We start from the raw sequence: 22495 nt of genomic DNA on the forward strand, positions 1-22495 counted from the left end.
GAGCAGGGACGATGCAAAAGCGACGCGCTCGCTTTCTCCCTCGGACCGGATTCGTCCTCTCCCGATGACGGACATCCGTCGAAAACGGCCGCCATTCGCGATTTCCCTGACGCGTGACTTTGGGGCTGCGCCGCCGCGATCCTGAGCAAGCTCAGGGATCCTTCGACTCCGGCCGGCGTTGTCGCAGTGGGGCCATCAGCGGGAGGGTCGGGTCCGGGGTCGAATTCCGGCGTTGTGGACGCCGCGAGCGGCCATTTGCGATACACTATGGGTCAAGGTTTCAGGTACGCGTTTGAAGTTCGTTTCTGGTAAGGCCCGGTTGGTTCGCGCCTTGACGACAACACGACAACGGCGTGGGCCACGCAACAGGAAAGTTGGTGGTCAACATGGCAGCTCCTGCTACCGAACACGTGCGAAACATTGTGCTGGTGGGCCAAGACGGCGCCGGCAAGACATCGCTCGCCGAAGCGATGCTGCACGTCTCCGGCCGTACGCCCCGCATGGGCACGACGCACGACGGGAAATCCTACCTCGACTACGACGATGAGGAGATCCGGCGCAAATTCACCATCGGCACCTCCATCGCTCCCATTCCGTACAAGGACTACAAGATCAACCTGCTGGACACCTCCGGCCACCCCGACTTCATCGGCGACACGCTGGCCACCATGCAGGCGGCCGAGATGGCGCTGTTCGTGGTCGACGCCGTGGCGGGCCCGCAGGTCATGACCACCAAGCTGTGGCGCGAGGCCGAGGACATGCGCCTGTCGCGCGCCGTATTCATCAACCACATCGACCGCGAGAACGCCGACTTCGACACCGCCATGGCGCTGCTGCACGCGCGCTTCGGCTCGCGCCTGGGCCCCGTGACCATCCCCATCGGCGTGGACAAGGACTTCAAGGGCGTCATCGACATCATCCGCATGAAGGCGCGCTACTTCGATCCCGGCAGCGAGCAGGAGCGCATCGAGGAGATCCCGGCCGAGTACGCCGACGCCGCCCAGGCCGCGCGCGACAAGCTGTGCGATCTCGTGGCCGAGGCCGACGACGACCTCATGATGAAGTACCTCGACGGCGAAGAGCAGCTCACCCAAGACGAGCTCGAGCAGCTGCTGGACAAGGCCATCGCCCAAGAGCTGTTCATCCCCGTGTTCGTGGGCTCCACGATCATCGAGCAGGGCATCCAGGGCGTCATGGAGGACATCGCCACCTACTTCCCGCACCCCCGCCATCACGGCCGCTTCCGCCTGGCAAACGGCGAGGAGACGCTCGTCGACGAAACGGGCGAGCCTGCGGCGTTCATCTTCAAGACGGTGTCCGACCCGTTCGTCGGCCGCCTGAGCTTCCTCAAGGTCATCTCGGGCGTGCTGGAGCCGGGCATGGAGCTGATCAACGCGCGCACGGGCAAGAAGGACCGTCTCGGCCACCTCTACGTGATGATGGGCAAGGAAGCCACCGACGTGAAGAGCGCGAAGGCCGGCGACATCATCGTGGTGCCGAAGCTCACCGACACGCGCGCCGGCGACACGATGTCGAAGTCGGGCGACGTGGCCATCGACCCGCTTCCGCTGCCCATCCCGCAGTATCCGGTTGCCATCGAGGCCGCGAACAAGAAGGACGAGGACAAGCTGGGCACGTTCCTGGCGCGCGCTGCCGAGAACGACCCCACGCTCGTCATCAGCCGCAGCGAGGAGACGCACCAGACCGTGATCACGGCGATGGGCGAGGCGCAGATCGAGACGCTCATCGCGAAGCTCAAGGAGCAGACCGGCGTCGAGGCGAAGCTCATTCCCGTGCGCATCCCGTATCGCGAGACCATCCGCAAAACCGCCGAGGCGCAGGGCCGCCACAAGAAGCAGACGGGCGGCGCGGGCCAGTTCGGCGACTGCTGGCTGCGCATCGAGCCGAATCCGGGCGCGGGCTACGAGTTCGTCGACGAGATCGTGGGTGGCAAGATCCCGCGCGGCTACCTGCCGGCCATCGACAAGGGCGTGCAGGACGCCATGCGCGAGGGCTTTTTGGCGGGCTATCCCATGGAGGACATCAAGTGCGCGGTGTACGACGGTTCGTACCATGCCGTCGACTCCAACGAGATGGCGTTCAAGACCGCCGCGCGCATCGGCTTCCGCGCTGCATGCGAGAAGGCCGAGCCCATCCTGCTCGAGCCGATGGCGAACCTCGACGTGGTTGTGGGCGAGGAATACGCCGGCGCGGTGATGGGAGACATTTCCACGCGACGCGGCCGCATCGTGGGCACCGACTCGAACGACGCGGGCGAGACGGTCATCATGGTGCGCGTGCCGTACGCCGAAGTGGTCACGTACACGAAGGACCTGCGCGCCATCACGCGCGGCTCGGGGTCGTACTCGCTCGAGCTGGAAGGCTACGAGCAGGCGCCGGCCGACGTGACGAAGAAGCTGGTGGAGGCCTACCGGGCGGCGCGCGCTGCGGGGAACTAGCGCAGGCGCGACCGTCGGAGGACGGCGAGAGAGTTGGGGAGGGGGCCGCGTTCGCGCGGCCCCCTCGCGCGTCTAGGCTTCGAGGGCGGGGGACTCTTCCTCTACGGTGGCGGACTTGCGTTTCGGGCGGCCGGCGGAGGGCCGCTCCCTCAAGCGGGCCTCCACGCTGTAACGGGTCACCCAGGTGTTGTGCCCGTACTTGAACGCCTCGAGGAGCCCGTCGCGGATCATGTGGCTCACGCGCGACGGGGACACTCCCAGCGCCCGCGCCGCCTCGGCGGCCGTCATGCGCGGGATGGTGTGCAGGCCGGCGTCGACGGCGACCCACATGATTCTGCCTCCGTGACGCGGCTCGTTGTCGAACGTGGGCTCGGGAAGGGGGGTGCCCTCCATGGCCCTGAATTCGATTTCCAGCTTGAGCCAATCGGCTGCGTATTCGGCAACTTCTCGCATGTCGTGGCCTTCTGTGCCGCCTTCGAAATCGAAAGGAGATGCGAGAAGGCGCTGCTCGCTTTCGTACACTTCGAATTCGTATACGTGAACCATGGCGATCCCTTTCTCCGGGGTTATCTGAGCTTCGATTGCTTCAGTATGCCTTCGAACGTGTCGTCGATTATCTCCTGATGGCGTGGGACGGTTGTTCTCCTGCCATCGGGGTGCTTGAACGTGTCGTGCTTTGCCCCACCCATGTTGACAAAGCCGTTCCGTTTGAGAATTCTCACGACCTCTCTTCGTTTGACCATCCTATCTCCGATCCTTTAAAACGTCAATAGTATTTATAGTTTCGCTTGCATGCGAAGCGCGATGGTCCTTGTTCGACGGGCGGAGCCGAGTTGGGGTTCTCCGCCCGTCGAAGGCGGCGCGGCGGGCGATGCCGGGCCATGGCCGTTCCCTGTTCGCCGATGGCGGCATCGCCGTTGTGCCGTACCTCTATGATAACGAGCTGGTCTTACGTTTCGATGGCGTGCGTCCAGCGCGCCGTGCCTTCGAATCTTGCGCGGTTCCAACGCCGATCCAGCGCGGTTTCCACGATTCGTGCCACTGTTTCCAGCGCGCTTTCGATGCGCCTTGCACGCGCTTCCAACGTGCGTGCGGCGTCCGTTCGGCACGTACCGTTTCAACGTGCGGTTGATTCTCTCGGCTGATCGCGAAAACGAGGTTCGCACGCGTTGCGCGCGCTCCCTCGATGGGCTATCTTTGCCTGTACGCATTGGTGATGAGGGGATCGGCCGTCTCTGCGGCCCGACGAAGACGAGAGTTCCGCATGAAGACGGTTTTTCAGATACTGCTGCGCGACCTGAAGCGGCTCGCGCGCAATCCCGTGGCGATCATCGTGACGCTGGGCGTGTGCGTCATCCCGTCGCTGTACGCGTGGTACAGCATCGAGGCGAACTGGGATCCGTACGCGAACACGTCCGGCATCCGCGTCGCCGTCAGCAACGAGGACGCGGGCACGCGCGACGACGTGGTGGGCGACCTCGACGTGGGCGCCGAGGTGGTGGACGGCTTGCGCGACAACACCCAGCTGGGGTGGGAGTTCGTGTCGCAGGACGAGGCGATGGAGGGCGTGCGGTCGGGGGCGTACTACGCCGCCATCGTCATCCCGAGGTCGTTCAGCGAGGATCTGGTGAGCGCGGCGTACGGCGGCTCGGAGAAGCCGCAGCTCGAATACTACGTGAACGAGAAGAAGAACTCGGTGGCCCCGAAGGTGACCGATGCGGGCGCCGCAGCCATCGAGGAGCAGATCAACTCGATGTTCATCCAGACGGTGAGCAAGGCCGTCGTCAGCGGGGCACAGCAGGCGGGGCACGAGGCCGAGGACGGAGTTGCCGCTGCCGAGGGCAGCTTGACGAGGGGCGTGAGCGAGGCAGCGTCGGCGCTCGGCGACGCGCGCGGCCTGCTCGACGGCATGGGCGGCACCGTGGCCGCGTCGCGAGACTCTGCGGCGCGCGCCCGCGCCACGCTGTCCGACCTGCTCAACCAGCTGCCCGCCCTGTCGGCGGCGCTCGACGAGGGCGGCGGTCTCCTCATCGAAGCGCGCGACGCGGCGAACGGGTACTTCTCGTCCGCGGCCTCGTCCGTGGGGCAGGCTAGCTCGCTTGTGAGCAGCGCCGCCGTGCAGACGAACGCGGCCATCGGCCAGACGGCGGGCGACGTGACCGCGCTCCAGGGGCGCGTGGACGGCCTGCTGGCCGATGCGGAGAAGCTGGCGAAGGACAACGAAACCATGCTCGAGGCGCTCAAGGACCTGGAAAAAAGCCACCCCGAGCTGGCCGGCATCATCGAGCAGCTCGAGCAGCAGAACGCCCAGCAGCAGGAAACCATCGAGGCGCTCAAGCAGGCGAGCGCCACCGTCGCCGAGACGGCCGGCAAGGCCGTCGACGCCTCGCAGGCGGTGACTGGCGTCGTGCAGGACGAGGCGCAGGGCCTGACCCAGTCGCAGCAATCGCTGTCCACCGACGTGCTGCCGCAGCTGTCGTACGGGCTCGACGGCCTGTCGCAGGCCACCGGCACGCTGTCGGGCGCGGTGGCCGCGCTCGACGGGCTCGTGCGGCAGGCCGATGCTGCGGTGGCGCAGCTCGACGCGACGCTCGGCCAGGCCGAGCAGGCGCTCTCGTCGTCCAGCTGGTCGCTCGGCTCGGTGCAGGGCCACCTGAGCACGATGGCCACCGACCTGGCCGCCCTCAGCGACTCGGCCTCGCTCGACCAGCTGTCCACCCTGCTCGGCGTCAATCCCGACGCGGCCGCCAGCTTCATGGCCGCACCCGTGACGCTGCGCACCGAGACCGTCTTCCCCGTGGACACGTACGGTGCTGGCGTGGCCCCGTTCTACACGAACCTCGCGCTGTGGGTGGGCGGCTTCGTCCTCATCGCCATCTTCAAGCTGGAAGTGGACCGCGTCGGCGTGGGGCGCATGAGCCCGACGCAGAGCTACTTCGGCCGCTGGCTGCTGCTCGTGGCGCTCGCCGCGGTGCAGGCGGTCATCGTGTGCGTGGGCGACCTCGTGCTCGGCGTGCAATGTGTCGAGCCCGTGGCCTTCGTGGCGGCCGGCGTGTTCGCCTCGTTCGTCTACCTCAACATCATCTACGCGCTGGCCGTGGCGTTCAAGCACATCGGCAAGGCGCTGGCCGTCGTGCTGCTCATCATGCAGATACCCGGGTCGTCGGGCATGTACCCCGTGGAGATGATGTCCGGGTTCTTTCAGGTCATCCATCCGTTCCTGCCGTTCACCTACGGCATCGGGGCGCTGCGCGAGGCTATCGGCGGTATGTACGGCCAGGCGTTCTGGATCGACCTCGCGCATCTCGCGCTGTTCCTGCCCGTCGCGTTCCTCATCGGGCTCGTGGCCCGCCCGTACCTGCTGAACATCAACCTGCTGTTCGACCGCAAGCTGGCCGAGACCGACGTGATGGTCAGCGAACGCGGCGAGCTCGAGCACAAGCGCTACCGTCTGCGCACGGTGATCCGTGCGCTGTTGGACACCGACGCGTACCGCGAGACGCTCGTCAGACGCTTCGAGCGTTTCGGCAGGAACTACCGCCGCTTCATCCGCGCGGGCTTCGCGGCGTTGGCGGCGCTGTCGGTGCTCATACTCGTGCTGCTGTCCACCGTGCAGGTGGACGCCGACGGCAAGCTGCTCATGCTCGTGGTGTGGATCGCCGTGCTCGTGGCGGTTGACGGCTACCTGATAGCCATCGAGTACGTGCACGAGAACCTGGACTACCAGATGGACCTCGCCTCGATGGACGAGGAGGGCTTGCGCGACAAGGTGCGCTCGCATCTCACGTTCGGACCGGGCAAGCAGGCGGATGCCGCCGATGACGAAGGGGGCGAGCAGGCATGAGGGTCGTATGGGAAATCTTCAAGGGCGACCTCAAGAACGCGACGAAGAGCGTCGTGGGCCTCGTGGTGCTCGTGGGCCTCGTCGTGGTGCCGGCGCTGTACGCCTGGTTCAACATCCTGGGCGGATGGGACCCCTACGAGAACACCGACGGCCTCAAGGTGGCCGTGGCCAACGAGGACGAGGGCTACTCGAGCGACCTCGTTCCCGTCGACCTGAACATCGGGAACAGCGTGGTCTCGGCGCTGCGCGCGAACGACCAGTTCGACTGGGAGTTCATGAGCGAGGACGAGGCGGTGGAAGGCGTGCGCTCGGGCGCGTACTACGCCGCCATCGTGATCCCGCAGAGCTTCAGCGCCGACATGATGACGCTGTTCTCCACCGACATCAGGCATTCCGACATCGTGTACTACTCGAACCAGAAGGAGAACGCCATCGCGCCGCGCGTCACCGACAAGGGCGCGAGCGCCGTGCAGTCGAGCATCGACGAGACGTTCACCAGCACGGTTGACGAGGTGGGGCTCAAGACCATCTCCCAGCTCGTCGACTTCATGGACGGCGACTCGATGAATTCCTACGCCTCCACGCTCAAGCGCAACCTCGAGTTCGCGATGGCCGACCTCGACAGCGCCGCCTCGCAGACCACGGCGTTCTCCGCGCTCGTCTCGTCCACGTCGTCGCTTGTGCAGACCACGGGCGGCATCATGGGCGACTCGGGGAATTCGTCGGCGGCCGCGCGCGACGCGCTCGGCGAGGCGCAAGCGGGCCTTGCGGGCGTGGGCGACTCGCTGTCGGGCGCGGCATCGCTCGTCGATGCGGCGCTCGCGCAGAGCGAGGCCGGCTTCGACGCCATCGCGAAACGCATTGACCAGGGCCTCGATGCGGCCGAGGGCCAGGTGTCGGACGTGGAGGACGACATGGGGCTGGCCGCGGACGACGTGAGGAGCATGGCCGACGCGTTCGCCACCGCGCGCGACGCCGTGGCGAAGATCGATCCCGACAACCCCGTGCTCGACCAGTTCGACCGCACGATCGCGCTGCTCACCGCGCTTGCGGACGGCATCGGCGACGTGGCCGGCGATGTGGACGGCACGGCGAAGACCGCCGCCGAGCAGCGCAAGGCCGTGGAGGGCCTGCTGGACGACGCGCGCGCGAGCCTGGGCGGCGTGCGCACCGGCTACGAGGGCGATCTGGCGTATCGGGCCGAGACGCTGCGCTCGACCCTCGCGTCCGTGAGCGATTCGTCAGTGCGCGTGTCGAACGACGTGGACTACGTGCTGTCGTCGCTGGCCTCGACGTCCGGCTCGCTGTCGAGCGACCTGGCGGGCGCGCAGGGAGCGCTCGACGAGGCGACGGGCGTGCTGATGCGGGCGAGCGCGAAGCTCCAGGACGCGCTGACCCAGCTGGAGGGAGCTCTGTCGTCGGGCGACCTCGAGCAGGTGAAGGGCATCATCGGCTCGAACCCCCAGAGCATGGCGTCGTTCCTGTCCTCGCCGGTGAGCATCGACCGCCACAGCGTGTACGGCATCGCGAACTACGGCTCGTCCATGGCGGCGTTCTACACCATCCTGTCGATGTGGGTGGGCTCGATCATCCTCGTGGCGCTCATGAAGGTGGAGGTGTCCGAGCAGCGCATCGCGTCGCTGTCGCGCGCGCCGCGCCGCTGGGAGCTGTACCTCGGTCGCTTCGGCATCTTCGCGCTGCTGGCGTTTTTGCAGAGCGCGTTCGTGTGTGCGGGCGACCTGCTGTTCCTCGGCATCCAGTGTCAGCACCCGTTGCTGTTCATGCTGGCAGGATGGGCGGCGGGGCTCGTGTTCAGCTTCTTCGTGTACACGCTCGTGGTGTCGTTCGGCGACATCGGCAAGGCGGTGGCCGTGGTGCTGCTCGTCATGCAGGTGGCCGGCTCGGGAGGCACGTTCCCTATCGAGATGACCAGCAGCTTCTTCCAGGCCGTCTACCCGTACCTGCCCTTCACGCACGGCATCGCGGCCATGCACGCGTGCATCGGCGGCATCTACGGCATGGAGTATTGGGTGGAGCTCGGCACCCTGCTGCTGTTCCTGATCCCGGCGCTGCTGCTGGGCCTCGTGCTGCGCAAGCCTGTCATCAAGCTGAACACCTTCGTCATCGAGAAGCTGGAGGAGACGAAGATCATGTAGGTTCCGCCGGTCTGTCGAGCGGCTGAACGTTATGCACCCGCGGAGCTCTTGCGCCCCGCGGGTGCCCGCTGTGTCAGCAGGCGCGCAACGATGGCTGGCGCCGCTGCGCCTACCTGCGCGCGTCCTCTGCCTAGTTGTCGCGAGAAAGGCGCCTGTAGATGAGCGCGAAGGCGACGGCGGCCACGACGATCCAGGCGAGCATGCCCACGGTGGGCAGCACGGCTTCGGAGGTGAACAGCGCGCCGTCGGCCAGCAGGGTGCCCAGCTTGTCCATGCCGCCGGTGGGCAGGTAGGGGGCGATGTTCGAGAACCCATCGATGAACTGGGAGTACATGGGGGCGATTCCCACCAGCAGGATGGGCATGCTCAACAGGCCGGCTGACATCTGGTCGCGGGCGGCCAGCCCCAGCAAGAGCGAGATCAGCACGAAGGGCACCGACCCCACGACGCCGATGGCGAGGAAGGCGGGCAGCCCGGTGAGAGGCTGGCCGAGCACGAGGTAGCAGGCCGCGTCCACCACCGCGATGGCGATGAGCGCCACGAGCCCGCGCGACAGCAGGATCTGCTCAGGCCCCACGTTCGCCAGCATGAGCGTGCGCAGCGTGTGCTTCTCCTTCTCCTCCGCGATGGCGGTTATCGTGGCCATGGTCGACACCATGGTGCATGTGAACAGCAGGGCGTACGACAGCATCGTGGCGTCGAAGGCGTGCTGGGCCTCGGCGCCCTCGACGTTGCCGCCCATGACCTTGCTGAAGAAGACGATGAACCCGAGGGGAAGCAGGCAGCATACGAGCATGGTGGGGTTCTTCACCACGTCCTTGAGGTCCTTCTCGAACAGCGTGGCGGTTTTGCGCATGACGGCTTCCATTTAGAACTCCCTTCCCGTGAGCTCGAGAAACACTTCTTCCAAATCGGGTTCCACCGAGTGGATCGAGAGGCATTCGCCCGTCTGCAGCGCTTCGGCTATGAGCGCGGCGCCGGCGGCGTCCTTCGTGGTGCGCACGATGCGGCCGTCGGCAACGCGGACGAGCACCTCGTTTTTCGCGAACCGCAGGCGCAGCGCATCAGGCGTGTCGCAGGCGACGAGCGCCCCCTCGTCGAGGATGCCCACGCGGCGGCAGAGGCCCTCGGCTTCAGCCATGTCGTGCGTGGTGAGGAACACGGTGGTGCCGTGGTCGTTCAGCTCGTGCAGCATAGTGTGCACCTCGGCGCGCGCGGCGGGGTCGAGGCCGCTCGTGGGCTCGTCGAGGAACAGCAGCTCGGGCACGTGTACGATCGCCGCCAGCAGCGCGGCGCGCTGGCGCATGCCCTTCGAGCAGTTCTTGATGAGCGTCTTGTTGTCCGCGGCCAGGTTCATGCGCTCGAGCAGCGCGGGGATGTTGTTGCCCGTCACGCCGCGCACCTTCGCGTAGAAGCGCAGGTTCTCCTCGATGGTCATGCGCTCGTAGAGGGCGCTCGTGTCCGAGAGGATGCCGATGCGCTCGTAGTCGTTGTTCGTGGCGTGCTCGATGGCGCGTCCGAACAGCATGATGCGGCCGGAATCCTTGACGAGCTGGCGCGTGAGCAGCTTGATGGTGGTGGTCTTGCCGGCGCCCGAGGGGCCCAGGAAGCCGAAGCACTCGCCGCGCTCCACCTCGAAGGAGAGGTGGCTCAGCACGCGCTTCGCCTTGAAGCTGAGGGACACGTCGTCCATGGACAGCAGGGGGTTCATGTGGTTGCTCCTTTCGTTTTCGACAGGGAGCAGTTTCCCTCGACGCATGCCCCTGAGCAAGGGAAACGCGACGCCGGGAGCGCGCCGCGCGACGAGAGGAGCAGGGGAGGCGACGACAGGAGCACCGAGACTGACGTGAGACGGGGGGTGAGACAGAGGAGACAGAGGGACGGGGTTATTGTCTCATTTCGCATGCGAAATGAGACAATAACCCCGTCCCTCTGTCTCACGACCGCGCTACTCGTCGCGGGGGATGCGCGGCGCGACGATGACGAACGCGACGAGGCTCACGACGATCCACGCGAGCTGCGCGAGCGCGGGAACGATGGACGCGGGGGCGAACAGCATGCCTTCCGCCAGCGCGTAGACGAGCGCGAACCCGCCGCCGGTGGGCAGGAGGGGCAGCGCCTGGAACGTGGCTTCGGCGTACATGAAGAGCATGGGCGCGATGCCGATGAGGATGATGGGCAGGCTGGAGAAGCTGGCCGCCATCTGGTTGCGCGAGGCGAGGCCCAACGCCAGCGACAGCGCGATCAGCGGGATGCCGGCCAGCACGGTGATCGTCATGAAGGGAAGCATGCAATCGAGCGGGGCGCCCGACACCAGAAAGCAGGCCGTTCCCACGAGCGCGGTGTACAGCGTGCCGACGATGCCGTGCGCGGCGATCATCGGGGCGCGGCCGACGCCGGCCAGCGTGAGCATGCGCAGCGCGTGCTTCTCACGCGCCTCGGCCATGGGGTAGACGATCGTCGTGCCGGGTACCATGCCGGTGGTGAACAGCATGCTGAAGACGAGCAGGAACAGGCGCGCGTCGTTTTGCTCGAGCGAGCCGACGATGACGAAGCGGCAAATGAGCAGGAAAAACGCGGGGAATAGGCAGCACGCAAGCAGCCCGGGGCTTTTCGCCACGTCCATGAAGAACTTCCGCACGAGCGTCCCGAAGATGCCCGGCTGGGAGGCGGCCTGCTTCTCGTTCACCATCGGTAGCGCTCCCGCATCTGTTCGGCACGCCCCTTCGCCAGCGGGATGGACGTGTGCGCGGCGTCGCCCAGCGTGAGGTTGAAGCTGTTGCGCGTGTAGCGCTCCACCTTCGCCACTTTCTGCACGTTCACGAGGAACGATCGATGGCAGCGGAAGAACCCGGCGCGCGACAGCTCGTGCTCCAGCTCGTCCATCGTGCGCGGCGTTTGGTAGCGCTCGCCGCGCACGACGAGGTACGTGGCCTTGTTCATGCTCTCGGCGAAGTCGATGTCGCGCGGGTCGAACAGCAGCGTGGCTGTCTCGGTGTGCGCGGGGATCTTGAGCACGTGCACCTCGTCGCCCTCGTACGCGGCGCCCCCGTCCTCGTCTTCGCCGTCGTCCTGGTCCACCGCGATGAAGCGACCCTCTTCGTGCCAGCAGGCCACGCCGGGCATGAGCAACGCCTCGCGCAGCGGCTCGACCGTCGTGATGAAGCGGCAGCCCTGCTCCATCCGATCGGCGATCCAGGCGAGCGCGACGGCGCGCCCCTCGGCGTCGAGGTCGGACAGCGGGCGTTCGAGGAAGCATATCTCCGGCTCGAAGAGGCTCGCGCGCGCCAGGTTCACGAGTGCGAGTGTCGAGGGGGCGAGGCCGCCGATCTTGCGCTTCGCGACGCCGCGCAGGTTGAAGTGCGAGATGGCGTCCTCGTGATGCACCGAGCTGCGCGCGATGCTGCCGTAGAAGCGCAGGTGCGAGGACACGGAGTCGCGCTCGAAGCCGCGGTCGGTTTCCAGGACGAACGCACATCGCTGCGTGCGGTAGCGGGCGCGCACGGCCGCCAACAGGGCGGCGGACGTCTCGCGGCTGCATTCGATGTGCACGCTGCGGCCGTCGGCCACCAGCTCGTCGATGGAGGCGAATTCAGTCACCGGGCGTTACTCCGCGCGCATCGCCGGGAGGATCTCGAGCCAGCAGCCGTCGGGGTCCTCGATGAAGTAGATGCCCATGCGCTCGTTCACGAAGCACACGCAGCCCATCTCCTCGTGCAGGGCGCGCGCGGCGTCGATGTCGTCCACCTCGAAGGCCAGGTGCGTGTCGCGGCCGCCGTTGACGTAGGGCTCGGTGCGCCCGCGGTTCCATGTGAGCTCCACCTGGAAGTCGGTCTCGTCGTTGCCGATGAACACGTTCTCCCACGACCCGTCCTCGGGCCCCATGCGCCGCTGCACGACGAGGCCCAACGCGCGCTCGTAGAACGCGAGCGACGCGTCCAGATCGAGGACGTGGATGCAACGGTGGATCATCTTCGCTTTCATGGCGGCTCCTTCTCTGCGCAGCCTCGCGCGCGGGTGCGCGCGGTTCGTTCGCTGGAAGTATACCCGAGATCACGGTCGTATGACGGCCGCTCAACGGAACTCCCGAAGAGGAGGGGAGGGGGCGCTCCGTCGGTGCGAGAGTAGTCTGTGAACGCGCGTCCCGTCGAGCGCCGGCGCAACGCGCTCGATAAGAAGGCCGGCCGCGTCGTGCTGCGTGAATGTTTCACGTGAAACATTTGTTCGTGCGATTCGCGCTGCCGTTGACGCCGGGTTTGTTCGCGAAAACCGACCTGCGAGTCGCAAAAACCGGCGCTGTGAAGCTCGACGAGAGATCCGCGTACCCTTGGTATTTCGCGATTTGGGAAAACGCGCTCAGGTTTCGGGGCAATGGCGACTGGCGAGCGGTCGTGCACGCTTCGATGCCTCGAAGTCGTTTCATCGCGGCGGTTTTTGCGACCGCGAGGAGCGTTTTCGGCTTGATGCGATGGGGAAGACGCGGTTTGGGCGGGTTTTGACAAGCTCCGACGGGTTCTGCGAGTTCGCGTGAAGCGCTTGCACCTTTCCGCGAAGATGCTATACTTCCGTATGAAAAACTGACTAGTCAGTCAAAAAAGTGGGCTGACGCACGACACGAAGGACGTGATGGACATGCAGGATACGCTGGCGCGCCCGGAATCGGGCACGTTCGTGCGCGAGGACGCCGCGTTCGACGGCACGCCGTACATCAGCGCGCGCGGGTTGGGGCTCAAGACCTACGCGGGGTTCGCGTACCGCGACGTGGACGTCGATGTGCATCGCGGCGAGCTGGTGGCCGTGCGCGGGCGCAACGGAAGCGGCAAGACGGCGCTCTTGCTCACGCTGGCGGGGCGCATGAAGCAGACCGAGGGCACGCTGACCGTGGGCGGTTTCGAGCTGCCGCGCCAGCGCGCGAAAGCGGAACGTCGCGTAGGATTGGGCCTGTTCGGCGGCTTGAACGACCTGCAGGAAAGCCTGACGGCGGCGTATGCGCTCGGCGCCGAGTTCGAGCTGTACGGCCGCAAGCCGCGCCGCGAGGCGGTGACGGGCTACCTGCAGCAGTGGCAGCTCGCCGACGTGGCGAACGTGCGCGTGAAGGACCTCACGTCGCAGAAGCTCACGCAGCTCGGCATCGCGCTCGCGTTCGTGGGCGAGCCCGACGCTGTGGTGGTGGACGACGTGGAGAGCCAGTTGACGATGTCGCAGTCGGGGGCCCTCGTCGAGCTGCTGCTCGATGCGGCGCGCACGCGCAACGCGGCTATCGTCGTGGGCGTGGTGGAGCGCGACCTGGCCGCCATGGCCGACGCGACGGTGTACCTTTCGAAGGACGGTGAGTAGCGTATGAGCTTCAAGGGTTTGCGGTTTGCAGGGCTCGAGTGGAAGAACATCACGGCTTCGAAGGTGATGTGGGTGGTCATCGCTGCCATCGCCATCATGCCGCTCTTGTACGGCGCGCTGTATCTGGCGGCGTTCCAAGACCCGTACGCACGCCTGAACACGGTGCCCGTCGCCGTGGTGAACGAGGATGAGGGCGCGATCATCTCCGCCGAGCAGCGCAACCTCGGCGACGACGTGGTGCAGGAGCTCAAGGACACCGACGACGGCCTGCAATGGCATTTCGTGTCGGCCGACGAGGCGCAGAAGGGACTCGAAGACGGCACGTACTTCATGACGTGCACGATCCCCTCCGACTTCTCGGCGAGCGTGGCGTCGGTCGATGGCGACAGCCCGGAGAAGGCGCAGCTGAAGATCGACTACAACCAGAGCGAGAACATGCTGGCGTCCCAGATCGGCGAGACCGTGTGGAAAGAGGTGCGCACGCGCGTGAGCGACACGGTGGCCACCGAGTACTGGACGACGGTTCTCGGTCGCGTGGCCGACTCGGGCAAGGACATCCAGAAGGCGGCCGACGGCGCGGGCGATTTGGAAGACGGCCTCGTGACGGCGAAGGACGGAAGCTCCGCCATCACATCGAACCTCGGCACGCTCAAGGACGGTGCGCTGACGCTCGACACCGGCCTGGGCAGCCTCGTCGGCGGCGCGTCGTCCCTCGACGCCGGCTTGGGCACGCTGAGCAGCGGCGCATCCGTGCTGAAAGACGGCACGCAGTCGTTGGTGGCGGGCGCGAACCAGCTGCATGACGGCGCGAGCCAGGTTGCCGAAGGCGCCGACGGCGTGTCGAGCGGCGCGTCGAAGCTGCAATCCGACGGCACCAGCAAGGTGGCCGCAGGCGCCAGCGAGCTGGCGGAAGCAACGAGCGGTCTGCCCGACAGCGCTCACGAGCTGGCAAGCGGATCGCGGCAGATCACCGAAGGGCTTGCGACAGCGGTGTCGAGCATCGGCTCGACCGAGGAGCCCGGCCAGACGCTTGCATACACGTCCGGCACCGTCACGAACGGGCTTGCGACGCTTGCATCGGGGTTGGAAAACGGCAAAAGCGGCGCCGATCGGGTTAACGGCGGTCTCGTGCAGCTGCAATCGGGATTATCCACCGCGCAAGACGGGGCCCAATCGCTCGAAGGCGCGCTGGTTACGGCCATCACGGCGTTGCAGAACAGCAGCGACCCTTCCTCCCAAGCAGCGGCAGCCCAGCTTGTCAATGCGGGGGCTTTGGAGCTTGCGCAGGGCAAGGCGGTGTCGGGCGGGCTAGCCGGTGCCGTCGCAACGTTGGGGGACGCTTCGAGCCCTCAGACCCTGATCGGCGGAACGGCAGCGGTATCGAGCGGCTTGTCCGAAGCAGTCGCGAGCATCGGCGACGCCTCGACTCCTGGCAACACGCTGGCATACGGCTCCTCCTCGGTCACGAGCGGACTCGGCACGCTGGGGTCGGGTTTGGCCGCAGCGCAAGCCGGTTCCCAGCGCATCAGCGACGGTGCCGCCGAGCTCGCGGGCGCAGCTCCCGCGCTGGTAGCTTCCGTCGAACGACTCAGTTCCGGCGCCAGCGAGGTGAACGACAACATGTCCGAGCTCGTGTCCGGCTCCTCGCGGGTGGCCTCCGGCGCCTCCCAGGTGAACGACGGCGCGGCTTCGGCGGTGTCGGGGGCGGGCCAGCTCGATGCCGGCGCTTCCCAGCTCGCCGACGGCGCGCAGTCGGCCAAGAGCGGCGCGGGCCAGTTGGCCGCAGGCGCGCAGAGCGCCAAGGACGGCTCCGCGCAGATCGCCGACGGCGCCACGCAGCTTGAGGAAGGCAGCGGCACGCTCACCACGGGCCTCGCCGATGCGGTGGACGGCTCAGGCGAGCTGGCCGGCGCGCTTGCCGACGGCGCGAAGACGGCAGCCGATCAGACCTCGAACATCGACGGCAAGTCCGAGGTGATGAGCGACCCGATCGAGCTCGTGAACGAGTACTACACCACGGTGAAGAACTACGGCACCGGCTTCGCCCCGTACTTCATGGCGCTGGGCCTGTGGGTGGGCGGCCTCGTGGCGGGCTTCGTGTTCAAGCCGCTCAACAGCCGCCTCATCATGTCGGGCGCGAACCCCGTGACGGTGGCGTTCGCGAACTACCTGCCGGTGGCGTTCTTCTCGCTCATCCAGGCGACGTTGCTCATGGTGGTGCTCCAGTTCGGCTTGCAGCTGCAAATCGACAACGTGCCCGCGTTCTACGCGATGGGCTACCTCACGGCGCTCGTGTTCGCGGCCATCATGCAGGTGCTCATGGCGGCGTTCGGGTTCCCCGGCAAGTTCGTGGCCATCATCCTGCTCATGTTGCAGCTGACGGCCTGCGCCGGCACGTTCCCCATCCAGACGACGCCGGACTTCTTCCAGGCCATCAACCCGTACATGCCCATGACGTACGTGGTGCAGGGCATGCGCCAGATCATGACGGGCCTGGATTACGGCATCGTGGGCTTCGACTGCCTCGTGCTGTTCGCCATAGGCGCGGTGTGCTTCGCGCTCACGTGCCTCGTGGCGTACCGCAAGCGCACGGTGCGCATGGAGGACTTGCACCCGGTGCTGCAGCTGGGATAGCCTTCGAACTGGTACACTGAGGAATAACAGACGAACGGCCCGGCGTGTCACGCCGGGCCGCGGGGGTGATGCAATGGCGGGAACGAAGCGCACCGAGAAAGCGTGCGCGACGCGCAAGCAGCTGCTGGACGCGGCGCTGGCGGTGATCGGCGAGAAGGGGTACTCGGCGGCCACGGTCGACGAGATCGTCGAGGCGGCCGGCGTGTCGAAGGGCGTGGCGTACTATCACTTCAAAAGCAAGGCCGCCATGGCCGAGAGCATCTTGGAGGAGGGCATCGGCGACCTCATCGAAGGCTTCGAGCGCATCGCCGCGGAAGCCCCCAGCGCGCCCGTGGCGCTCACCGGCATGGTGGAGCTGTTCGCCACGCGCATTTTCGAGAACAAAGCGTTCGGACGCTTTTTCGTGTCCGAGCTGTGGCGCGAGGGGCGCGTGTGGTCGGAATCCATGCGCAGCTACGAAGGCCGTCTCCTCGACGTGCTGGAGAGCCAGCTGGCGCGCGGCCAGCAAGAGGGCATCATCCGGCCCGAGATCGACCCCGCGTTTGAGGCCGTGGCCCTCATCGGCATGGTGCTGACCACCACGCTGTACTACATCGGCGACGAAGGTTTGCTGACGAGCGCGCCGTCGCGTCAGCGAGCAGGGGCGCAGGCGATCGGCGGCAAAGAGGGCTTCATCGAGCGCATCGCCGATTTCGTCCGTCACGCCAACGCCCGTCCGGGGATTCTCGACTAGAAGCAGGGCGTGGGACTCGGGGCGCGGCCGTCAGGCGCGCTCGGGGCGCTCCCTGTCGTCCACGCCAATGATGTCGCGCAACTGCTTGCGGCTGTTGATGCCCATCTTTTCGTAGATGTGCCGCGTGTGGGCCTTGAACGTCCCCTCGGCGATGAACAGTTCGCGTTCGATGGCGGGTCCGGTCTTGCCACGGGCGATGAGCCGCAGGATCTCGTCCTCGCGCGGGCTGAGCCGATAGCGCTTCACGATCTCGTCGCAGCGCGCTTCCAGTCGTTCCTCCTCGGCGCTGCGCTCGATGAGGCCGCCCGATTCCAGCAGTGACACGCCCCATTTCGAGGTGAGCTCGCGCTCCGAGTACAGGATGAAGGTGGCAACCAGCACAAGCGCCGCCACGAGGCCGGTGACGGCGGTTTCGTGGACGCCGTTCGGAAGCAGCTGCGCAAGCGCGTTCGCCGCATCGTTTCCCCAGATGATGAACACCTGCTCGACGCTCTTGACGCTGGCGAGCGCGACGACGGCGATGCCGAGCCGTTTCGAGATGTCGTACAGCAGAAGCGACACGAGCACGGTCATCAGCGAGTAGCTCATGGAGATGAAGTAGCTGGACACGCTCGCGCCGAACAGCGATTCGGCGGGGATCAACAGGAATCCGCACACCATGAGCAGCAACGGCGAGCGGTACAACACGCCGATGCCCACGCGTTGGGACAGCAGCAGCACGAACGCGAACAGGGCCGCCATGGTGAGGGCGGTGGACAGCGACGAGTGCATGCCTGCGCCCGCGGCCAGCTGCTGCTGTCGCAGGCCGTACGCGAACGAGTAGACCGCGAACAGGGCGAACAGCTTCCACGGATACGAAAAGCGTGGGTACGTGGATTTCTGCCGCTCGGAAGCGGGCAGTGCGCGGTTCGCGTACGCCACGCTGGCGACGGCCGCGACGGGCAGCGCGACCAGCGCGATGCTGCTGCGCAGCTCGTCGAACCCCTCGCAGAAGAACACGATGACCACGGCCGTGAACGTGGATGCCGCGGTGTACAGCACGATGCGGATAAGGCTGAGCGCGCCGATGGTCTCGGCCCAAAGGAGCAGGAACACGCTGAACCCGATGCCGCCGGCCACGCCGCCCGCGACCAGCAGCCCGGTCGCGTCGAAGGGAGCGCCCTGCGCGAGCACGAGGCAGATCGATGCGCCCAGCATGCCCAGCAGCGCTGCGGGCTTCGTCCATCTTCGGCTGCAGAACGGCACCACGCGGCGGGCCGTGAGCGCGATGGCGAGCGCGAGCAGGCAGTACGCATAGTCGAACACCACATGCGGGTCGAAGGGCGCCGCGACGGCCTGGATGGGCGCGGCGAACGTCAGCGTCATCCATGCTCGCGCGCATCCGAGCGCGAAGAGGTAGGGGACGATGGTGTCGAGGTAGGCCAGCTTCGAAGGCCCGTCGGATCGCTTGAGGGTTTCCATGCCGCCATTATAGCAAGCGGATCCTCCGAGCACGAGCGCGGTTGCGTCTCCTCGGGGCCTCCTATCTTCGGGAAGCTCGACTGCTATGCGCGCATTCGCCCGAAACACACGCATCAGCTCCCTGGAGCGTGTGTTTCGGGCGAATGCGCGTGCGGGATGCCGGCAGAGAGACGGGGGGCCGCCGCCTTGGGGGGAGGGGTCAAGGCGGCGGCACGAGTGGGCTGGGTTTCGACTTACCGCTGGGCGACGTGCGCGCCTGCGACGTAGCCCGACGTGATGGCGCGCCCGATGGAGAGGCCCTCGATGTCCATGGGGTAGTCGACGCCGCCGAAGAACTGGCCGGACGCGTTGCCTACGGCGAACAGGCCGTCGATGGGCTGGAACTGCTCGTTCAGGCACTGGTGGTCGGCGTTCACCACGAGGCCGCCCAGGATGGCAGGCAGCTTGTTGGAGCCGCGGGGGACGGCGTAGTAGGGGCCGCCCTCGATGGGGACGAGATACTTCGCCGCCTTGCCGAAGTCCTCGTCGCGTCCGGCGGCGCACAGCTCGTTGTACCGGGAGATGGATTCCACGATGCGCTGTTTGTCCAGCTGCATCGCGGTCCAGTCGTTCTCCTGTGCGTAGGCGATCATGGCGTCGGCCAGCTCTTCTACCGTGTCGGCCTTGATCCACTTTTCGGGATTCACCTTGTTGTCGCCGTTGTACTGCGAGATGTCGAAGGGCGCCTCCGCCTTCCACTCCTCGAAGTAGTCCTCCCACGTGCTGGGCACGATGCTGAAGAACTTGGCGGCGGTGGAATCCTGGAACCCGGCCTCGGCCAAGTAGGGCCGCGCGAAGTTGTTCATGTAGCCCATGCGGCAGCAGCTTTCGTCCATGAAGCGGTCGCCGTGGACGTCGAGGAACAGAAACGGCATCTCGAGGCGAACGGCGGCGGGTTCGCCGTGGATCATCTTCGTGTGCGTCGTCGGCGTCATGAGCGCGCCTGCCCACATGCCGGCGCACAGCGCGCTGCCGTCGCGGAACGTGGTGAACAGCGAGAAGCCCTTCGTGTCCGGTGCGTAGTAATCGAGCATGTCCTGGTTGCTGGAGTAGTCGCCGCAGGCGAGGATGACGCCCTTGCCTGCCTTGAACAGAAGGTGCTCGTCCTTATCGTTTTTGCAGATGACGCCCGTGACGCGGCCGTTTTCCTGCTGCAGCTGCACGCAGGGCGTGTTGTAGAAGAACTCGGCGCCGGCCGCGGCGAGGCGCTCGGCAATGACGAGTGCGGCTGCGTTGTGGTTGCCTTCCACGTGGAAGTACGTGTTCGCGTGGAGGTGGATGTCGTAGCCGTTGTACGACAGTGTCGCCTCGTGCGGTTTCGACTCCACGCCGCCCTGGGCAGCCTCGTCGGCCCACCACGCGAGGGCTTCCTGAGAATTGTGCGCCCACACGTTCACGAGGTCGCGGTTCGAGCGGTAGTCGCTCTTCCAGTTGATGAAGCTCACGCAGGCCTGCACGGCGGCTTCGTCGGTTTGTGTGAGATCGATAGATGCCGCCATGTTGCCGGTCGTCTGAGCCGTGCCGATGTTCTGCACACACGCGACGCTCGCGCCGGCCTCGAGTGCGGAGTGCACGGCTGACAGCCCGGATTCGCCTGCGCCAACCACGACGACATCGTACTCGTAGGTGGCGGCGAAGTCGGTGATGGGCTCTGGCGCTTGCAGGAAGCTCGGGCCTGCTTGCGTCTGAGCGGCGGTGGCATGTGCGGAGGATGCGTGCTGCGGCGTGCATCCGGCCAGCGCGTTCGCGCCGAGCGCGCCTAACGCGGCGACGCCGCCGAGCCTGAGCGCATCGCGGCGCGTGACGTTCAAGAAATCTTTCATGGTTTCCCCTTCCGGTTGGACAGCGCCTGTCTCGGCGCCTCTTTCGACGCCCCGCACTATGGCCCGTCTGCGCGGTTGGCCGCATCGACCGATGGGGAAGAAGAGGTTTAAAGCTATAAACCTCACCATAAACCTCGACTATTTATGATAGAAATTGTAATAGTATAGATACGGTCAACATTAAGAAAGGAGATAGATATGCTGTTCTACAGTGAAGGTGCGACGTATGGTGTTTGTCCGAGCATAGGCCTCGGTTTTATCTGCTTCGACCTCGGGATGCATTCGCTGCCTCTGAAGAAACCTTCAATATAGGAAGCCTGTGCTGACGATGTCAGTGCGAAGAATTGAAGAGTCGCTTGCGAAGATACAGACGCTCGGTTCGAAGTTGGGCGTATTGTTCTTGGTGCTTTTCGTCGCGTTATGCGTTTACTTGGTCGCGCTCGTTGCTCTAGAGATTTTCAGCTATGCTTCTTCGTCGATTACGCCCGATCCGTATGTGGTATTCCAGTTTGTGTCGTCCGTCCTCATAAATGTTACGTACGCCGCGATGCTCTTGGTCATGAGAAGCGTTGCCCAAGACGTGGCTCAAGGTCGCTCTCCTTTTACTTTCGCGCATGCCAAGCAGATCAAGATCATCGCTTGGATGTTCGTCGTTGGGGTTGTTCTCAACCTCTTCATTTCACCAGACTTCATCGAGATGATACACATTGGAGATGTTGATCTAGGCGTCGTTTCCGATCAGTCAAGAAGGTATCCAACCATGCGCATCGACGTCAAATCCCTCGTCGGGGCAATCGTTTGTTTCTCGCTTTCTTCTGTTTGGAAGTACGGGGCGCTGTTGCAAGCCGATTCGGACGATTACCTTTAGGGGCTTGAATATGGGAAAGCACCTGATAGTCGAATTGGAAGCGATGCTGCTCGAGCGCGGCAAGAGCAGCAACGACCTTGCGCGCGCCACCGGCCACACGAAGGTCAACGTATCGAGGATACGGCAGGCGAAGATGCGCGGCATCAGGATGGACACGCTCATGGAAATCTGCCTCGAGCTCGATTGCCAGCCGGGCGACATCCTCAAGATCGTCACCGACGAGGAGTTCGACCGTCTGGTCGAAGAGCGCCGCAAAGTCGGGGAGGTCCGCATCAAGACGGGCTTGAAGCGGACCGCCCCCGAGCGTGTGTACGAGATCGATTTAGACCTCGGAAACGAATGAGGAGCGCCGTTCGCCGGAAGAACGCGACTTTTATCATTTAGCGATAAATATGCTGCTAGTATTCCTGCTTACTAGTCTTGAGCAAAGGGGGAAGCACGGCCCGTTTCGCACTGCTTTTGCGCATGGTCGACGAAGGCATCGTGTCCTTCTCCGTAGCGGCGGCTTTCTTGGTCGCGGTGCCTTTGTGCGCCGTTCAGGGGAGCTGGCTCGTGGAGTGGTCTTTCGGCATGTTCGTAGCCACCTGGGTCTTGGCGTTCCTGACAGCCTACCCGTTCGTATGCGCGCTGCTCAACGCCTGTTATCTGACGGCTTCGCCCGATGACGCTGCCCGGGCGGCGGCCGGCAAACGCATGGAGACCGCGACGATCGCGGCAGGGGCGTTCGGCGTGCTGTGCGCGGCCCTCCTGACGTCCCCGTCTCGTGTCGATGCGGCAGCGGCGGACGCGCTCGCCGTCGTCGGCGCCGGTATGCTCGCGTGCCTGGCCTGGCATGCGGCGACGCGCGTGCGGGCAAAGGGCGACTGTTCCGACCCTTCGGCGTCCTCGATGGCGGCGCTTTCGGCGCTCGTCGCGTCGTCCACGGCGTTCGGCCTGATCTGCACCGCCTGCTCGGCTCTCGTGTGGAAGGTTCTCGTCCTGCTCTATCCCTTCAACCTTGCTCTCATCCTCGTCAAGCATCTGAGGGCGCAGATGCATGCACGGCGCGGTGAGCAGGGGAGGCGAGCCCGCCCTCTTCGTTGACGGGAAAGATGCGTTTATTGAGCGGATGTGCGACTTCGCCCGACGCGCGTTCGCGCGT

18 protein-coding genes are annotated in these 22495 nt (G+C 65.6%); 9 read left to right on the forward strand and 9 right to left on the reverse strand.

Annotation, left to right across the window (positions count from 1 at the left end):
- The first annotated feature begins 386 nt into the window (after nt 1-386).
- Nucleotides 387-2459, forward strand: a complete 2073-nt coding sequence (locus C1A15_RS06355) for an elongation factor G (protein ID WP_180953010.1) — start codon at nt 387-389, stop codon at nt 2457-2459.
- Between the two features lie 72 nt (nt 2460-2531).
- Here C1A15_RS06355 and C1A15_RS06360 read toward each other — a convergent pair whose 3' ends face one another.
- Together C1A15_RS06360 and C1A15_RS06365 are read right to left on the reverse strand one after the other, a co-directional pair.
- Nucleotides 2532-3005, reverse strand: a complete 474-nt coding sequence (locus C1A15_RS06360) for a helix-turn-helix domain-containing protein (RefSeq protein ID WP_101721768.1) — start codon at nt 3003-3005, stop codon at nt 2532-2534.
- Nucleotides 3006-3025: 20 nt separating this feature from the next.
- Nucleotides 3026-3202 (reverse strand): type II toxin-antitoxin system HicA family toxin, encoded by a 177-nt coding sequence (locus tag C1A15_RS06365; RefSeq protein WP_101721769.1) that lies wholly within the window; start codon nt 3200-3202, stop codon nt 3026-3028.
- 521 nt (nt 3203-3723) lie between these two features.
- Here C1A15_RS06365 and C1A15_RS06370 point away from each other — a divergent pair.
- On the forward strand, nt 3724-6303 hold the full coding sequence (locus C1A15_RS06370; RefSeq protein ID WP_180953011.1) for a YhgE/Pip domain-containing protein: 2580 nt from the start codon (nt 3724-3726) through the stop codon (nt 6301-6303).
- On the forward strand, nt 6300-8459 hold the full coding sequence (locus C1A15_RS06375; RefSeq protein ID WP_101721771.1) for a YhgE/Pip domain-containing protein: 2160 nt from the start codon (nt 6300-6302) through the stop codon (nt 8457-8459). The genes C1A15_RS06370 and C1A15_RS06375 overlap by 4 nt, the downstream gene beginning before the upstream one ends.
- A gap of 130 nt (nt 8460-8589) precedes the next feature.
- Here the strand turns inward: C1A15_RS06375 and C1A15_RS06380 are convergent, their stop codons facing one another.
- The 5 genes from C1A15_RS06380 to C1A15_RS06400 all read right to left on the reverse strand — a co-directional run bounded on the left by C1A15_RS06380 (nt 8590) and on the right by C1A15_RS06400 (nt 12443).
- On the reverse strand, nt 8590-9327 hold the full coding sequence (locus C1A15_RS06380) for an ABC transporter permease (RefSeq protein WP_101721772.1): 738 nt from the start codon (nt 9325-9327) through the stop codon (nt 8590-8592).
- A complete protein-coding gene (locus tag C1A15_RS06385; RefSeq protein WP_101721773.1) occupies nt 9328-10170 on the reverse strand; it encodes an ABC transporter ATP-binding protein in 843 nt (280 codons plus the stop codon).
- A 237-nt stretch (nt 10171-10407) separates the two neighbouring features.
- Entirely contained in the window at nt 10408-11151 is a 744-nt protein-coding gene (locus C1A15_RS06390; protein WP_101721774.1) for an ABC transporter permease, read from the reverse strand.
- Entirely contained in the window at nt 11145-12059 is a 915-nt protein-coding gene (locus tag C1A15_RS06395; protein WP_101721775.1) for a LytTR family transcriptional regulator DNA-binding domain-containing protein, read from the reverse strand. Before C1A15_RS06395 ends, C1A15_RS06390 begins: the two co-directional genes overlap by 7 nt.
- 6 nt (nt 12060-12065) lie before the next feature.
- Nucleotides 12066-12443, reverse strand: coding sequence for a VOC family protein (locus C1A15_RS06400; RefSeq protein WP_101721776.1), 378 nt, complete (start codon nt 12441-12443; stop codon nt 12066-12068).
- 642 nt (nt 12444-13085) lie between these two features.
- On the opposite strand from C1A15_RS06400, the gene C1A15_RS06410 reads away from it, so the two are divergent.
- The 3 genes from C1A15_RS06410 to C1A15_RS06420 all read left to right on the forward strand — a co-directional run bounded on the left by C1A15_RS06410 (nt 13086) and on the right by C1A15_RS06420 (nt 17163).
- Nucleotides 13086-13796, forward strand: a complete 711-nt coding sequence (locus C1A15_RS06410; protein WP_245864951.1) for an ATP-binding cassette domain-containing protein — start codon at nt 13086-13088, stop codon at nt 13794-13796.
- A gap of 3 nt (nt 13797-13799) precedes the next feature.
- Entirely contained in the window at nt 13800-16430 is a 2631-nt protein-coding gene (locus C1A15_RS06415; RefSeq protein ID WP_101721778.1) for a YhgE/Pip domain-containing protein, read from the forward strand.
- Between the two features lie 73 nt (nt 16431-16503).
- Nucleotides 16504-17163 (forward strand): TetR/AcrR family transcriptional regulator, encoded by a 660-nt coding sequence (locus C1A15_RS06420; RefSeq protein WP_101721779.1) that lies wholly within the window; start codon nt 16504-16506, stop codon nt 17161-17163.
- 30 nt (nt 17164-17193) lie between these two features.
- Here C1A15_RS06420 and C1A15_RS06425 read toward each other — a convergent pair whose 3' ends face one another.
- Nucleotides 17194-18624: a helix-turn-helix transcriptional regulator gene (locus tag C1A15_RS06425; protein ID WP_180953012.1), complete on the reverse strand. Its 1431-nt coding sequence runs from the start codon at nt 18622-18624 to the stop codon at nt 17194-17196.
- 233 nt (nt 18625-18857) lie between these two features.
- Nucleotides 18858-20486, reverse strand: a complete 1629-nt coding sequence (locus C1A15_RS06430) for an FAD-dependent oxidoreductase (protein WP_101721781.1) — start codon at nt 20484-20486, stop codon at nt 18858-18860.
- 328 nt (nt 20487-20814) lie between these two features.
- Between C1A15_RS06430 and C1A15_RS06435 the strand changes: the two genes are divergently transcribed.
- From C1A15_RS06435 to C1A15_RS06445, 3 genes are all read left to right on the forward strand, one after another.
- Nucleotides 20815-21354, forward strand: coding sequence for a hypothetical protein (locus tag C1A15_RS06435; RefSeq protein WP_245865085.1), 540 nt, complete (start codon nt 20815-20817; stop codon nt 21352-21354).
- Between the two features lie 10 nt (nt 21355-21364).
- Nucleotides 21365-21697 carry a helix-turn-helix domain-containing protein gene (locus tag C1A15_RS06440; RefSeq protein WP_101721783.1) on the forward strand — a complete coding sequence of 111 codons (333 nt, stop codon included), beginning with the start codon at nt 21365-21367 and terminating at the stop codon, nt 21695-21697.
- Between the two features lie 140 nt (nt 21698-21837).
- Nucleotides 21838-22437: a hypothetical protein gene (locus C1A15_RS06445; RefSeq protein WP_146001817.1), complete on the forward strand. Its 600-nt coding sequence runs from the start codon at nt 21838-21840 to the stop codon at nt 22435-22437.
- Nucleotides 22438-22495: the final 58 nt, after the last annotated feature.

Origin of the sequence: Eggerthella timonensis (genome assembly GCF_900184265.1) — a bacterium.
Lineage (GTDB): Bacteria > Actinomycetota > Coriobacteriia > Coriobacteriales > Eggerthellaceae > Eggerthella > Eggerthella timonensis.